The 14053-nt window shown below is 68.3% G+C and carries 14 protein-coding genes; 9 read left to right on the plus strand and 5 right to left on the minus strand.

What is annotated here, in order from left to right; translation table 11 throughout:
* Window positions 1-161: 161 nt before the first annotated feature.
* Entirely contained in the window at window positions 162-1079 is a 918-nt protein-coding gene (gene egtD / locus AB6807_RS38565) for an L-histidine N(alpha)-methyltransferase (RefSeq protein WP_371088742.1), read from the minus strand.
* Between the two features lie 113 nt (window positions 1080-1192).
* Window positions 1193-2449, minus strand: a complete 1257-nt coding sequence (gene egtB, locus AB6807_RS38570) for an ergothioneine biosynthesis protein EgtB (RefSeq protein ID WP_116912844.1) — start codon at window positions 2447-2449, stop codon at window positions 1193-1195.
* Between the two features lie 155 nt (window positions 2450-2604).
* Between egtB and AB6807_RS38575 the strand changes: the two genes are divergently transcribed.
* Together AB6807_RS38575 and AB6807_RS38580 are read left to right on the plus strand one after the other, a co-directional pair.
* Window positions 2605-3951: an NAD(P)/FAD-dependent oxidoreductase gene (locus AB6807_RS38575; protein ID WP_371088705.1), complete on the plus strand. Its 1347-nt coding sequence runs from the start codon at window positions 2605-2607 to the stop codon at window positions 3949-3951.
* A 49-nt stretch (window positions 3952-4000) separates the two neighbouring features.
* Window positions 4001-4252 (plus strand): hypothetical protein, encoded by a 252-nt coding sequence (locus AB6807_RS38580; RefSeq protein WP_116912842.1) that lies wholly within the window; start codon window positions 4001-4003, stop codon window positions 4250-4252.
* A 44-nt stretch (window positions 4253-4296) separates the two neighbouring features.
* Here AB6807_RS38580 and AB6807_RS38585 read toward each other — a convergent pair whose 3' ends face one another.
* Window positions 4297-4830 carry a thermonuclease family protein gene (locus tag AB6807_RS38585; protein WP_116912841.1) on the minus strand — a complete coding sequence of 178 codons (534 nt, stop codon included), beginning with the start codon at window positions 4828-4830 and terminating at the stop codon, window positions 4297-4299.
* Between the two features lie 210 nt (window positions 4831-5040).
* On the opposite strand from AB6807_RS38585, the gene AB6807_RS38590 reads away from it, so the two are divergent.
* Window positions 5041-5520: a tetratricopeptide repeat protein gene (locus AB6807_RS38590; RefSeq protein ID WP_286517464.1), complete on the plus strand. Its 480-nt coding sequence runs from the start codon at window positions 5041-5043 to the stop codon at window positions 5518-5520.
* Window positions 5521-5586: 66 nt separating this feature from the next.
* On the opposite strand, the gene AB6807_RS38595 is transcribed toward AB6807_RS38590, so the two are convergent.
* The gene (locus tag AB6807_RS38595) at window positions 5587-7287 is read right to left on the minus strand and encodes a long-chain fatty acid--CoA ligase (protein WP_371088706.1); all 1701 of its coding nucleotides are present in this window, start codon (window positions 7285-7287) and stop codon (window positions 5587-5589) included.
* 307 nt (window positions 7288-7594) lie between these two features.
* On the opposite strand from AB6807_RS38595, the gene AB6807_RS38600 reads away from it, so the two are divergent.
* Together AB6807_RS38600 and AB6807_RS38605 are read left to right on the plus strand one after the other, a co-directional pair.
* On the plus strand, window positions 7595-8035 hold the full coding sequence (locus AB6807_RS38600) for an OsmC family protein (protein ID WP_116912838.1): 441 nt from the start codon (window positions 7595-7597) through the stop codon (window positions 8033-8035).
* Between the two features lie 52 nt (window positions 8036-8087).
* Window positions 8088-9071, plus strand: coding sequence for a Bug family tripartite tricarboxylate transporter substrate binding protein (locus AB6807_RS38605; RefSeq protein WP_371088707.1), 984 nt, complete (start codon window positions 8088-8090; stop codon window positions 9069-9071).
* 55 nt (window positions 9072-9126) lie between these two features.
* Here AB6807_RS38605 and AB6807_RS38610 read toward each other — a convergent pair whose 3' ends face one another.
* Entirely contained in the window at window positions 9127-9855 is a 729-nt protein-coding gene (locus AB6807_RS38610) for a Crp/Fnr family transcriptional regulator (protein WP_371088708.1), read from the minus strand.
* A gap of 153 nt (window positions 9856-10008) precedes the next feature.
* On the opposite strand from AB6807_RS38610, the gene AB6807_RS38615 reads away from it, so the two are divergent.
* The 4 genes from AB6807_RS38615 to AB6807_RS38630 all read left to right on the plus strand — a co-directional run bounded on the left by AB6807_RS38615 (window position 10009) and on the right by AB6807_RS38630 (window position 13955).
* A complete protein-coding gene (locus AB6807_RS38615) occupies window positions 10009-10572 on the plus strand; it encodes an ester cyclase (RefSeq protein WP_371088709.1) in 564 nt (187 codons plus the stop codon).
* Complete coding sequence (locus tag AB6807_RS38620; RefSeq protein ID WP_371088710.1) at window positions 10569-11342, plus strand: SDR family NAD(P)-dependent oxidoreductase; 774 nt, start codon at window positions 10569-10571, stop codon at window positions 11340-11342. The genes AB6807_RS38615 and AB6807_RS38620 overlap by 4 nt, the downstream gene beginning before the upstream one ends.
* Before the next feature lie 113 nt (window positions 11343-11455).
* Window positions 11456-12529: a hypothetical protein gene (locus tag AB6807_RS38625; protein ID WP_371088711.1), complete on the plus strand. Its 1074-nt coding sequence runs from the start codon at window positions 11456-11458 to the stop codon at window positions 12527-12529.
* A 52-nt stretch (window positions 12530-12581) separates the two neighbouring features.
* On the plus strand, window positions 12582-13955 hold the full coding sequence (locus tag AB6807_RS38630) for an MFS transporter (protein WP_371088712.1): 1374 nt from the start codon (window positions 12582-12584) through the stop codon (window positions 13953-13955).
* Window positions 13956-14053: the final 98 nt, after the last annotated feature.

Raw genomic sequence — 14053 nt, forward strand, 5'->3', positions numbered from 1 at the left:
CAGTTGCTCGTAACTCCTGGTCATGCAAGCTCTTCCTTTCAGGATCGAGTGTGTTGCACTTCAGGTTTGAAACCGCCCTTACTTTCTTTTGGCGAAGCAAAAGAAAGTAAGTCGCCCGCCGGGGCGAGACCCGGCCAGCAGCCCTCGCAGAGCCAAAAGAGCTAAGCAGCCAGCCAATGCACGCTGAACAACCTCTCAGGATCCGTCCAGACAGCCCCCGGCCGAAACCCGGCCCGCACAGCCAACGCCCGAAGCCCCTCCACAGTGAACTTGTGCGAGTACTCCGTATGAATGGTCTCCCCTTCTTCGAACCCGAAGCTTTCCCCATTCAAAGAAACGCTCTGTGCCCGGCGACTGACAAGGTGCATTTCGATGCGTTGACGAGGCGCGTTGTAGAACGCCGCATGCGCGAACCCGTCGACGTCGAAGTCCGCATCGAGCTCCGAATTGGCCCGCCGAAGCAGGTTCAGGTTGAACTCCCCCGTCACCCCTTGCGCGTCGTTGTAAGCCGCGTGCAAACGCGCCGGATCTTTCACCAGGTCGACCCCGATCAACAGCCCGCCGCCCCGCAACATCCGAGCCGCCAGCTGAAGAAACGCCAACGCTTCCTCAGGCTCGAAATTCCCGATCGTCGACCCCGGAAAAAACCCGACCCGGCGCCCCGCGCCAGGCAACGGCGCGGGCAGCACCAAGGGCATCGTGTAGTCCGCCGCAATCGGCTGCACCACGAGCGCCGGATAGTCCGCCTTCAACCGCGCCGCGGCTGCCTCCAGATGCTCCCCCGAGATATCGATCGGCAGGTAGCGCTTGGGCAAATCGAGCGCGTCCAGCAGCAGCCGCACCTTGGTCAGCGACCCCGCGCCGAACTCCACGATTTCCGCATTCGGCCCGACCTGCTCGGCGATTTCTCCCGCGCACTCGCCCAATATGCGCAGCTCGGTGCGCGTGGGGTAGTACTCGGGCAAGTCGCAGATGCGGTCGAACAGCTGCGAGCCCGCCACGTCGTAGAAGAACTTCGGCGAAATGCTGCGCGGCGACCGCGCGAGCCCTGCCTGCATCTCGCGGGCGAACTCGGACATCGTCGGCGCAGGGGCCGCGTCGGCGGACGAAGAAGCGCCACGCGGCTTCTTCTGTGCCTGCCCGCTGGAAGGCACGAAGGACAGCGACGAAGAGGGAATTGGATTGCGCATGATCAAAGGTCTTTCGCGAGCCGCAGCCCCGAGAACTGCCAGCGCGCGGCCGGCGGAAAGAAGTTGCGGTAGCTGGGCCGCGTGTGCCCGGCCGGCGTGGCCACGCTGCCACCGCGCAACACCAGTTGCCCCACCATGAACTTGCCGTTGTATTCGGCCGCGATGCCGGGCATGGGACGAAAGCCGGGGTACGGGTCGTACGACGAGCGCGTCCACTGCCACACGTGGCCGGTCATCTGCGAGATGCCCGGCGCGTCATACGCGGCCTCCCACTCGAACTCGGTCGGCAGCCGCGCACCGGCCCACTCGGCGTACGCGGCGGCTTCGTAGAAGCTGAGCTGCGACACCGGCGCGTCGGCCTCCATCGGCCGCACGCCGTGCAGGCCGAACACATGCCAGCTGGCAGCGCCCTGCGTCTGCGCACCGAAGCCCAGGCGCGGATCGTCGGGGGCGAGCCAGTACGCGGGATGCCGCCATCCATTCGCCTGCACCGCGGCCCAGCCGTCGGACAGCCACAGTTCCGGCCGCTGGTAGCCACCGTCGGCAATGAACTGCGCGTAGTCGCCGCAGTTCACCAGCCGGTCGGCAATGGCATGCGGCTGCACCAGCGCCTGGTGGCGCGGGGTCTCGTTGTCGAAAGAAAACTCGGGCTGGCCCGCGAAGCCCACCTCGACCACACCGCCAGGCTGCGCAATCCAGCGCACGGCCGGCGGCACCGCGGCCAGCCGCAAGGCCGGCCCGCTCGCGGGCTTGTAGGCCGGCAGCATCGGGTTGCACGACAGCGCATGCAGGATGTCGGTGAGCAGCAGCTCCTGGTGCTGCTGCTCGTGGTTGAGCCCGAGCGTGACGATGGGCTCGATGGCCGCCCAGTCGAAGGCGCCCGCCTCGAGCAGTGCGACCACGGCCTCGTCCACATGGCGGCGGTACGCATGCACCTCGTCCACCGAAGGGCGCGTGAGCAGGCCGCGGTGCGGGCGCGGATGACGCGGGCCCAGCGCCTCGTAGTACGAGTTGAAGAGGTAATGAAAACGCACGTCGAAGGGCTGGTAGCCCGCGGCGTGCGGCTGCAGCAGCACCGTCTCGAAGAACCAGGTCGTGTGCGCCAGGTGCCACTTGGTCGGGCTCGCGTCGGGCATGGACTGGATGCATTGGTCTTCGGCGGAAAGCGGTGCGGCCAGCGCCAGGCTCGTGGCACGCACCTCGCGAAACTTGTCGCGCAGTGCGCTTGCCGCCGGTGTGATCGGCCGGGAAAGCGTCATGGGGTCTCCAGTCGGGTCAGCCGCAAGTTGTAGCCCATCCCGGTTACGGCGCCGCGTAGGACAAGACCCCGCAGCCCCGCAGCCAAAAAATCGGCGGGCCGCCACTGTGGCACAAGACGCCGGGGCGTGCAGGGGGGCTGCGTATCATCCGTCGGATGCAAACGACCAACCCCTCGGGCAGGCCCCAAGTCGTCATCGTCGGCTGCGGATTCGGCGGCCTCGAAGCCGCGCGAAAGCTGCAAGGCGCCGACGTCGACGTGACGGTGATCGACAAGACCAACCACCACCTGTTCCAGCCCCTGCTCTACCAGGTGGCGACCGCGGGGCTGGCAGCGCCCTCCATCGCGGCGCCGGTGCGTTCGCTGTTCCGCAAGCAGCCGAACATCACCACCCTGCTGGGCGAAGTGAGCGGCATCGACCCCTCCACCAACAGCGTGCACCTGGCCCACGGCGACCGCGTGCCCTACGACCACCTGATCGTCGCGGCAGGCGCCACGCACAGCTACTTCGGCCACGACGAATGGGCCAGCGTGGCGCCGGGGCTGAAGACGCTGGCCGATGCCTTCGAGATTCGCCGCCGCGTGCTGCTGTCGTTCGAGGCCGCCGAGATCACCACCGACCCCGAACGCCGCCGCGCCCTGCTCACCTTCGTGGTGATCGGCGCCGGCCCGACGGGCGTGGAAATGGCGGGCACGCTGGCCGAAATTGCCAAGCACACGCTCTCGGGCGAATTCCGCCACATCGACCCGAGCAGCTCGCAGGTGCTGCTGGTCGAGGGTGGCGCGCGCGTGCTGCAGGCCATGCCCGAGTCGCTGAGCCAGAAGGCACTCGAACAGCTGGAACGGCTGGGCGTGGAGGTGCGGCTGAACGCGCGCGTGACGGCCATCGACGCGAGCGGGCTCGAAGTGCAGACCGGCGGCGGCGCGGACGGCGCGCCGGCCACCAGCTACCGAATCGATAGCAGCTGCGTGGTCTGGGCGGCCGGCGTCGCGGCCTCGCCGCTGGGCCGCATGCTGGGCACGGCCACCGGCGTGGAGTGCGACCGCGCGGGCCGCATCAAGGTCGAGCCCGACCTGAGCCTGGCCGGCTACCCCGAGATCAGCGTGGTCGGCGACCTGGCCGCCGCCATGAGCCATGCGCCGGGCAAGCCCCCCAAGCCGGTGCCTGGCGTGTCGCCCGGCGCCAAGCAGATGGGGCGCGCCGCGGCGGCCAACATCCTGCGGCGCATCGCGGGCCAGCCGACGGTGCCGTTCCGCTATGCGGACTACGGCAACCTGGCCACCATCGGGCGCAACTCGGCCGTGGTCGACCTGGGCACGCCCTTCGGGCCGCTGCGTTTCAGCGGGCGGCTGGCGTGGCTGTTCTGGCTGTTCGCGCACGCGTACTTCCTGATCGGGTTTCGCAACCGCATCGTTGTGATGATGGACTGGGCCGGCGCCTACTGGAGCTTCCGGCGCAACGCGCGCGTGGTGGCCGACGTGCAGGGCAAGAGCGAATCCTGAAGCGAGTCCTGACGCGAATCCTGAACCGAATGCTGAACAGAGGCCTGCCATGTCGCTGACGCTGTGGACCGTGGTGCACGCGGCGCAGGCGCTGCTGTGGCTCTGGATACTGCGCTGGGGTGGCGCGGCCTACCTCGAGGGCACGTTGCTTTCGGGCTTTCTCGTCAGCACCTTCGCGCCGCGCTGGAGCGCCGAGGGGCTGCGCATGGCGGCGCTGATATTGCTGGTGTTCTGCGCGGTCAGCTTCGTGGTCGGGCTGTTCGTGCCGTCGCTGCGCTGCTGGGTGGGCGGCGCCTGCTGACTGCCGGGCCCGCCACGCTCTCCCCAACGAAACTCAAGGCAAATTCAGAAGAACCCGCCCCAGTGCGACGACTCGTTGCGCTGGTGCTTGCGCCAGTCCCAGGGCGGCGTGGGTTTCGAATCGGCCCACAGCCCGAGGTGCCGCGCACGCGCGCTGTCCTGCAGCTTGAACAGGCCGCCGCCGCGCTTGGTGGCGATGCGGTTGTAGTCGTACACCCAGGCCCAACCGTCGCTCACCATGCGGGTGCCGACGTCTTCGCCGTTGCAGTCGACGTCGGCCACGGTGCGGCCGTAGCGGTCGGTGTCGATCTCGGTGATGCGCGCCTTTTCCTGGAAGCAAATGCTGCTCAGCGCCTGCTTGCTGCGCTGGCCGTAGGGCTGCGATTTCTCGGGCGCGTCGATGGCGGCGATGCGCACCTTCACACGCTCGTACGCGCCGGCACGGCCGCAGCGCGCGGTGAGCGTGTCGCCGTCGCTGATGCCGACGACAAGGCAGGTGCGGGGAGCGGCTTGGGAGAAAACAGGGAGGGCCAGCAGGCCGAAAAGAAGGAAGGCGGAAGACAGCGCGCGAAGATGCATGAAATAGCCGAAGGGAACCGGACGGGCAAAAAAACGGGGGGAAAGGTGGAGACCCGGCGAACAAAACAGAAGCAGCCCTTTCGCCCGAAGATGGGCAGAATGGCCGTCGGAGCGAGGCTAAGTCATTCGTGCACCGCCACGCGGCGGTACACAGACTTTTTCCTTTGTCCCTCTTTCTTTCAGCCGGTGCTTCGAAGGAGACTGCGCACCATGCAAGAACCGACCAACGACGACTGGTTTCTCGCGGCCAACGACGCATGGGAAGCCGGCGCGCACAAGAAGGCGCTTTCGCTGTTCCTGAAGGCGGCGGCCGCGGGCGAGACCCATGCGCTGAACAGCGTGGGCTACTTTCTGGACCACGGCATCGGCGTGAAGCAAGACGCCGCGGCCGCGCGAGAGTGGTACCGCAAGGCCGCCAGGGCCGGCGACATCGCGGGCTGCGCCAACCTGGCGATCTGCTACCGCGACGAGGGCAATTTCCGCTGGGCCCGCTTCTGGTTCGAGAAGGCCTACGCGCAGGGCGACGCCGATGCGGCACTGGAGCTGGGCCGGCTCTTTCTGTGGGAAGGCCCCAACCAGAACCACCGCAAGGTCGTCGACTACCTGAGCAAGGCCGCGGCCTCGCCGTGCATCAGCGCGGAGGGCAAGAAGGAGGCCGGCAGCCTGCTGAAGTCGATGGCGCGCAAGTAGCGCCAGCCGGCCGAGCAGCAAGCGCCGTCCGGTCGCTCGCGCTCAGCGCGTTTCACTTCCGGCGCGTCACTTCCCGGCCGCGGCCTCGTCCTCCTGCAGCAGCCGCCACATCACCTTGCCGCTGCCGCTCTTGGGCAGCGCGTCGACGAACTGCACCTTGCGCGGAATCTTGTAGACCGCCATGTTCTCGCGGCACCAGTCGATGATGTCCTGCTCGCTCGTGTCCTTGTGCGTGGGCCGCAGCACCACCACCGCCTTGACCGATTCGCCGCGGTAGGCGTCCTTGGTCGAGATGACGCAGGCCTCCTGGATGGCGGGGTGGCGGAACATCAGCAGCTCGACCTCGGCCGGCCACACCTTGAAGCCGCTCGCGTTGATCATCCGCTTCAGCCGGTCGGTGATGAAGAAGTAGCCCTCCTCGTCCATGCGGCCCATGTCGCCCGAGCGGAAGAAGCGCCTGCCCTCGAACTCGACGAAGGCCGCCGCCGTGGCGTCGGGCCGCTTCCAGTAGCCCTGGAACACCTCGGGCCCGTGGATGATGATTTCGCCCGACTCGCCGATGGGCATCTCCTGCAGGGTGTCGGGGTCGACCACGCGCGCGTCGGTGCTCATGAACGGAATGCCCAGGCACTGCTGCTTGGGGTGGTCCGACGGGTTGGTGTGCGAAGGCGCGGCGGTCTCGGTCAGGCCGTAGCCCTCCTGGTACTTCAGCCCGTACTGCTCGAACAGGCGCTGCGCCACCGCCTGCGGCATGGCCGCGCCGCCGCCGCCGATGTAGTTCATGCTCGACAGGTCGTAGCTCGCGAAGTTGGGGCTGGCCATCAGGTCGATGACCATGGTCGGTATGTTGGTCCAGGCCGTCACCTTCCAGCGCGAGATGAGCCGGCCCGCCACGTCGCGGTCCCAGCGCGGCATGATGATCAGCGTGGCCGCCGCCAGCACGGCGGTGTGCATCATGCTCACCACGCCGGTGATGTGGAACATGGGCACCACGGCCAGCACTACCGCTTCGGACGTGGAGCCGCCCCACATCTGCCCGGCCACCGCGTTGTGCATCAGGCTCGAGTGGTGGTGCACGCAGCCCTTGGGCAGGCCGGTGGTGCCGCTGGTGTAGGGCAGCAGCGCCATGTCGTTGGCGCCCACCACGTGCTCGGGCGGCGCGTGGTTCGCGGCCAGCGCGTCGGTCCAGGCCACGACCTTGCCGTGGGCCAGCTCGGGCAGCGGGTGGCGGGTGGTGAGCCAGTCTTTCCAGGCCGGGGCCGGCGCGTCGTCGCCCGACACGTCGGCGTCGAAGGCGTCGGTGAACTGGGTCACGATCATGTGGTCGAGCTGTTGCTCGCGCGGCAGCGCGTTGCTGGCCTTGGCCAGTTCGCCGGCCAGGTCGCCGGTGATGATGGCCACCTTGGCGTCGGGGTCGGTGATGTAGTGCTTGAGCTCCTCGGCCCGGTTCATCGGGTTGACCGGCACCACCACGGCATTGGCCCGCAGGATCGCGAAATGCGCGATGACCAGTTGCGGGCAGTTCTGCATGTCCAGGATCACGCGGTCGCCGCGCTTCACGCCCAGCGCATGCAGCGCGCCGGCCAGCCGCTCGGCCTGCGCCGCGAACTCTCGGTAGCTGAGCACGCGGCCGAAGAACACCAGTGCGGGCTTGTCGGGGTAGCGCGCGGCCGAGGTGGCCAGGTTGTGCCAGAGCGAGGTGGCGGGAACGGTGATGGCGTGCGGCAGGCGTTTGGGCCAGAACTTGTGATGCGGGCGTTGTTGCATGGTGGAGAACAGGCGGAGAAAGGGAAACAGAGGGGGAAGACAGAGGGGCAAACTGAAAAGTGCGCCAAAAAGGACGGTCGTTCGCCAGCCTAAGCCGAGCGGGCCGCCGCTCCCATCGGGGAAGCCCCCGTAACGTCGCCAAGGTGACGCCCTTTCGACTGACTCCCCGCTCCTCCTAGCTGCTCCCAGCCCCCCACCCCCACCCCGTTCGGGGGATGCCGCACGCGATGTGCGACTACAGACAGCGCCCCCCGCATCGGCGATACCTGCTGGTTCCCCAACCACCCACCGCACCGAAGGAACCGACATGGCAGCAGACAAGCACGCAAGCGTTCACTGGGAAGGCGCCGGCAAGACCGGCAAGGGCCAGGTCAGCACCGAGACCGGCGCACTCAAGGACTACCCCTACGGCTTCGCCAGCCGCTTCGAGGACGACAAGCGCGGCACCAACCCCGAGGAAATCGTCGGCGCGGCCCATGCCGCCTGCCTGACCATGGCCTTCGCCTTCGCGCTGGAAGCGGCGGGCCTGACCGCCACGCGCATCGACACCAAGGCGGCCGTGCGGCTGGCCAAGGACGGCGCCGGTTTCAAGATCGACCGCATCCAGCTCGAACTGGACGCGGCCGTGCCCGGCCTGGACGAAGCCAAGTTCCAGGAAATCGCGGCCGGCGCCAAGGCCGGCTGCCCGCTGTCGAAGGCGCTGGCGAGCGTGCCCGAGATCACGCTGAAGGCGACGCTGGCCAGCTGATCGGGCCGAACCCGGCTGCTTATGATCGTCTCCACAAAAAAGGAGACGGATCATGAACACCCCCATCCGGACCGCCCTGGCGGTCCTTTCTTTCGCCGCAGGCGCCACCTGCACGATGAGCACGAGCGCGCTGGCCGCCTACCCCGACAAGCCGATCAAGGTCGTCATCGGCTTTCCGGCGGGCGGCCCGCTCGACCAGCACGCACGCCTGCTCACCGACAAGCTGCAGGCCGTGCTCGGCCAGCCGCTGATCGTCGACTACAAGCCCGGCGCGGGCGGCTCGGTGGGCGCCGACGCGGTCGCCAAGAGCCCCGCCGATGGCTACACGCTCATGCTGGCCAACACCGGCGTGGCCGTGATCAACGGCGCGCTGTACAGCAAGCTGCCCTACGACACGCAGCGCGACTTCGTGCCCATCGCGCGCACCGCCATGCAGCCGCTGGCCCTGCTGGTCACGCCCAAGCTGCCGGTGCAGAACCTGAAGCAGTTCGTCGACTACGCCAAGGCGCGGCCCGGGCAGGTCAACTACGGCTCGGCCGGCAACGGCGGCATCAGCCACCTGGTGCCCGAGATGTTCAAGACCGCGACCGGCATCTTCATGGTGCACATTCCCTACCGCGGCAGCGCGCCGGCCTTCACCGACCTGATGGGCGGCCAGGTGCAGTTCATGGCCGAGTCGATTCCGCAGGCCGCCAACTACCACAAGCAAGGCAAGGTGCGCGCGCTGGCCGTGACCAGCCGCGAGCGCAACCCCGCGCTGCCCGACGTGCCGACCGTGATCGAGTCCGGCGTCAAGGGCTTCGAGGTGGTCGGCTTCTACGGCTTTCTCGCGCCGAAGGACACGCCCAAGGACGTGGTCGCCAGGCTGAGCGACGCGTTCAAGCAGGTGCTGAACAACCCCGAGGTGCGCGACCGCATGGTGAGCCAGGGCGCGGACCCGGCCTTTTTGGGCAGCGAGGATTTCGCGCGCTTCCTGGCGACGGAAACGCCGCGCTGGCAGCAGGCGGTGAAGGCGTCCGGCGCGCGGATGGACTGAGCCGGCGCTTTCTTCACGCCGGCGCTCGGTTCGGCTCGGCCCTGCCCGGCTCCATTCAGTTCGGCGTGGCCGCGTGCCGCTCCAGCTGCGCGCGGCTCAGCAACTCGATGCTGCGGTAGCGCACCCGCAGCGTGCCGTCTTCTTCCCACAGCTTCAGCTGCCGGTTCACGCTCTGGCGCGACACGCCGAGCATGAACGACAGGTCTTCCTGCGACACCGCCAGCAGGGTGCCGCCGGGCTCACCACCCTCGGCACGCACCTGGCCGTGCGGGTCCAGCGTGAGCAGCCGGTGCGCGAGCCGCACGGGCAGCGGCATGAGGATGACATCGTCGATCCACGCCAGCGCCTGTCGCAACCGCAGGCACACCAGCCGCGTGAAGGCCATGTGCACGTCGGGGAACTCGGCCACCAGCCGGTGGAAGTCGGCCGCCGCCACCACGGCCATTTCGGTCGTGTCGACCGCGCAGGTGTCGTAGACCCGCTCGCGCCCCACCAGCAGCGACACCTCGCCGAACCAATGGCCGGGCTCGAGCATGGCAATCACCGCCTCGCGCCCGCCCGGCGCCACCACGCTCACGCGCAGCGAGCCTCCGACCACGCCGAACAGCGCATCGGGCGAAGAGCCCTTGTGAAACAGCGACTCGCCGCGCGCCAGCGTGCGCCGGTGCGCCACCGCGAGCAGGCGCTGCTGCACGTCTTCGGCCAGGCGCATGTCGCTGTTGTGCACCGGCGAGGGTTGCGCGCTCGGCGCGGTGGCGGGGGATGAAGGGGGCGTGCGTGGCATCGCGGGTTTGTCCGTAGCGGCGATTGCCAACACCGGACAGTCTTGGTTCGAGGGGTTGCCGATAGTACGCAGCGAGCCCGGGGCGGCGCATTCGCAGCAACCCGAGGCCACCTGTCATTACTTGCCATTTCCTGTCACATGGAGCACACCCCGATGAACGCCTCGACCAACGAACGCAACGAACTCAACGAACTCACCGAACTCGCCGCCCTCCAAGCCCGCCGCGAGCGCCTCGTGCTCGACCACTTCGCCGACGAGACCCGGCAAGACTTCGACGCCGTGCTCGGCACCTTCCCGCACCCGCACTACGAGCTCATTCCCAGCGGCGAGGTGCATGACGGCACGGCGGACGTGCGCCAGTACTACATCGACACGCGCCGCGCCTTTCCCGACCAGCGCCACGAGATCATCCAGCTGCGCCATGCGCACGATTCGGTCATCGTGGAGTTCTGGCTGCTGGGCACGCACCGCGGCCCGCTGAAGGGCATTCCGCCGACGGGCAACAGCTTTCGCTGCCGCATGAACGCCTTCTTCATCTTCGAGGGCGACACGCTGGTGTGCGAGCGCGTGTACTTCGACACCCTGACGATGCTGCGGCAGCTGCTGGTCGGCGTGCCGGCGGAGCATGTCGCGGCGCTGGTGGGCAGCCTGCTGGGCCAGCCCGCTGAAGCCCATGCAGCCCGTGCAGCCAGCGCACCCGAAGCAGCCACCGCATGACAGCGCTGCGCTCCGACGCGCTAAAGGGCCGGCACGTCATCGTGACGGGCGGCGCCCGCGGCATCGGCCTGGCCATTGCGCGGCGCTGCCTGCAGGCCGGTGCCAGCGTGGCGCTGTGGGACCTCGATGCGGCCGTGCTGTCGGCGGCCGTGCAGGCGCTCGAACCCCTGGGCGCCGCGACTTCGGCAGTGGTCGATGTGCGCGACGAAGCGCAGATCGCCCGCGCCGCCGCGCAGTCGCAGGAGCGCTTCGGCAGCCTCGACATCCTCGTCAACAACGCCGGAATACTGGGCCCGACGGTGCCGGGCTGGGCGCACACGCCCGCGCAGTGGCGCGACGTGCTCGACGTCAACCTCACGGGCGCGTGGCTGTGTTGCCGCGCGGTGGCGCCGGTGATGCTCGCGCAGCGGCGCGGGCGCATCGTCAACATCGCCTCGGTCGCGGGCAAGGAGGGCAACGGACTCAACGCCGCGTATTCGGCGTCGAAGGCGGGGCTCATCGCGTTGACGAAGTCGCTGGGCAAGGAGTTGGCCTCTTCGGGGGTGCTGGTGAACTGCATCACACCGTCCGCCGCCGACACGGAAGTGTTCGCCGCCGTGCCCGCGGAGCATCGCGAACAGTTGCGCACCGCGCTGCTCTCGCGGGTGCCGATGGGGCGCTTCGTGGAAGTGGACGAGGTGGCCGCCATGGCGGCGTGGCTCGCTTCGGACGACTGTTCTTTCAGTACGGGAGCGGTGTTCGATATTTCTGGCGGGCGCTCCTTGTATTGAGCTGCTTCGCGCAAGGGGTTGTTCAGGGTTGGTGAACTGCGATCGACCACCGCGCCGTCGTGATCGCGCCCTGAACAACAGCAACCCAACGACAAGCAATTCCAGGAGACGACATGACCCGAGACCCCGAACCCACCGGCTTTGCGCAACTGACGGCATTCGATGGCACGCGCAACGTGGGCATGCCGCAGGACCGCCTGCGCGCCATTCGCCACGGCGCCGAAGCGCTGCGCGAACAGCTGCTGGACGCACCGCCGATTCGCTTCGCGCGCAGCTTCAACCTGCTGCGCATTCCCTACCCCGCGTGGTTCGCCTTCACCGGCGTGTACTCGCAGCAGTTGCTCAAGCCGCACATGGTTCACCTGCTGGCGCGGACCACGCTGGTTCAGTACGACGACTTCGAAGGGCGGCTGCGCACGCTGCTGTTCACGCCCGCCGACTTCGAAGCGGGCGGCGAGACGCCGTACTTCAAACGGCTGAGCGCGCAGACGCCCAAGTTCCTGCACACCACCATCGCGCCGGTCTACCAGACCGTGCTGCAGGCGCTGGCGCTCTGCGGGGTGAAGCCGGAGCAGGTCGACTACATCACCTACGACCACCTGCACACGCAAGACGTGCGGCGCTGGCTCGGCAGCGCGGGCACGCCGGGGCTGCTGCCCAACGCCCGGCTGCTGGTGCACCGGCAGGAACTCGCGAACGTGCAAGGCCTGCTGCCGGTGCAGGCCGAGTGGTACTGCCCGCAGGGGCTGCAAGGCGTGCCGGCCGACCGCCTGGTCGCCTTCGACGGCAGCATCCAGCTGGGGCGCGGTGTGGCGCTGGTGCACACGCCGGGGCACACCGAAGGCAACCACTCGCTGGTGTATCGCGCCGGCGACGGGCTGCGCGTGAGCAGCGAGAACGGCGTGTCGGCCGACAGCTGGGCACCGCTGCAGTCGCGGCACAACGGCATCCGACGCTACGCGCAGGCCACGGGCGCGGAGGTGATCCTCAACGGCAACACGCAGGAAAGCAGCAACGACCAGTACCTGTCGATGGTGCTGGAGAAGACGCTGGCGGGCACGTCGGCGCTGCACGGCTTCAGCAACGTGGTGCCGTCCAGCGAATGTTCGCCGCACTGGCTGTTTCCGGGTGCGCCGAGCAGCCACCTGTGGGGCGAGACGCGCTTCGGCACGGTCACCGTCGCCTGACGCGCCGGCCCCCGCATCGCCACGAACAACAAGACAACAGAAGGAGACAACGATGAACACCGCCACGCTCGACACCACCGGCGCGCATCCGCCAGCGCAGACCTCCGCCACCGGCAGCGCAAGCACCACCAGCGATGACGCCGCCCTCTTCCGCAAGATCACCTGGCGGCTGATGCCGCTGCTGTGCGCCTGCTACGTGCTGAACTACCTCGACCGCACCAACGTCGGCTATGCGCAGCTGCAGATGAAGGAGCAGCTGGGCTTCAGCGACGCCGTGTTCGGGCTGGGCGCGGGCATTTTCTTCATCGGCTATGCGGTGTTCGAGATTCCGAGCAACCTGATGCTCGCGAAGATCGGCGTGCGCGCGACGCTGCTGCGCATCATGGGTCTGTGGGGCCTGGCGTCGGCGGCCATGATGTTCGCCACCACGCCCACGCAGTTCTATGTGCTGCGCTTTCTCATCGGCGTGTTCGAGGCGGGCTTCGCGCCGGGCGTGCTGTTCTACCTGACGCTGTGGTTCCCCTCGCACCGGCGCGCGCAGGCCACGGCGCTGTTCTTCATGGCCTTCGGGGCGGCGCCCATCGTGGCCGGGCCGATCGCGGGGCTGACCATGACCTACCTCGACGGCGTGCTGTCGCTGCGCGGCTGGCAATGGCTCTTCCTGCTCGAAGGCGTGCCCAGCGTGCTGCTGGGCGTGGCGGCCTTTCGCTGGCTGTCGAACAGCCCGGCGCAGGCGGCGTGGCTCTCGCCCGCCGAGAAGCAGCGCGTGGCGCGGTTGCTGGCCGAAGACCAGGCAGCCCACGGCGCCACCGAGCGGCACACCTTCGGCGCGGCGATGCGCGACGCCCGCGTGTGGCTGATCGGCTTCATGTCGTTCCTCATCATCCTGGGCATCTACGCGCTCTCTTTCTGGCAGCCGACCATCCTGAAGTCGATGGGGCTGAGCGTGCTGCAGATCGGCTTCTATGCGGTCATTCCGGCGCTGGCGGGCATCGCGGCCAACATCGCCGTCGGGCGGCATTCCGACAAACACAAGGAGCGCCGCTGGCACTTCGCGCTCAGCGCGGTGGTGGGCGCCACCGGGCTGGCGCTGACCACGCTGTTCATGCACAACGCCTTCGCCGCGGTGCTGTGCCTGGCGCTGGCGTCCATGGGCATTTCCGCCGCCTTCACCGTGCTGTGGTCGGTGCCGGGCACCTTCATGTCGAAGAGCGCGGCGGCGGCGGGCATTGCGCTCATCAGCACCATCGGCGGCAGCGCGGGGCTGGTGGCGCCGATGATGGTTGGCGCGCTGAAGACGCTGACGGGCGGCTTCACCGCCAGCCTGTACGTGCTGAGCGGCGCGCTGGTGCTGTCGGCGCTGCTCATGCTGGTGGCACTGCCGGCGAGCGCGCTGGGGCGCAAGCCGGGCCGCTCGCTGCGCTGAGCGCGGCCGCCCGCCGCCCCATTTACTGCCCTGATCCAGGGCCCGTGCGCCATTCAGGTGCACAGATCTTGCATACCAGTTGGCACAGAAGCTGCTGA

This window comes from Variovorax sp. RCC_210 (genome assembly GCF_041355175.1).
Taxonomy (GTDB): domain Bacteria; phylum Pseudomonadota; class Gammaproteobacteria; order Burkholderiales; family Burkholderiaceae_C; genus Variovorax.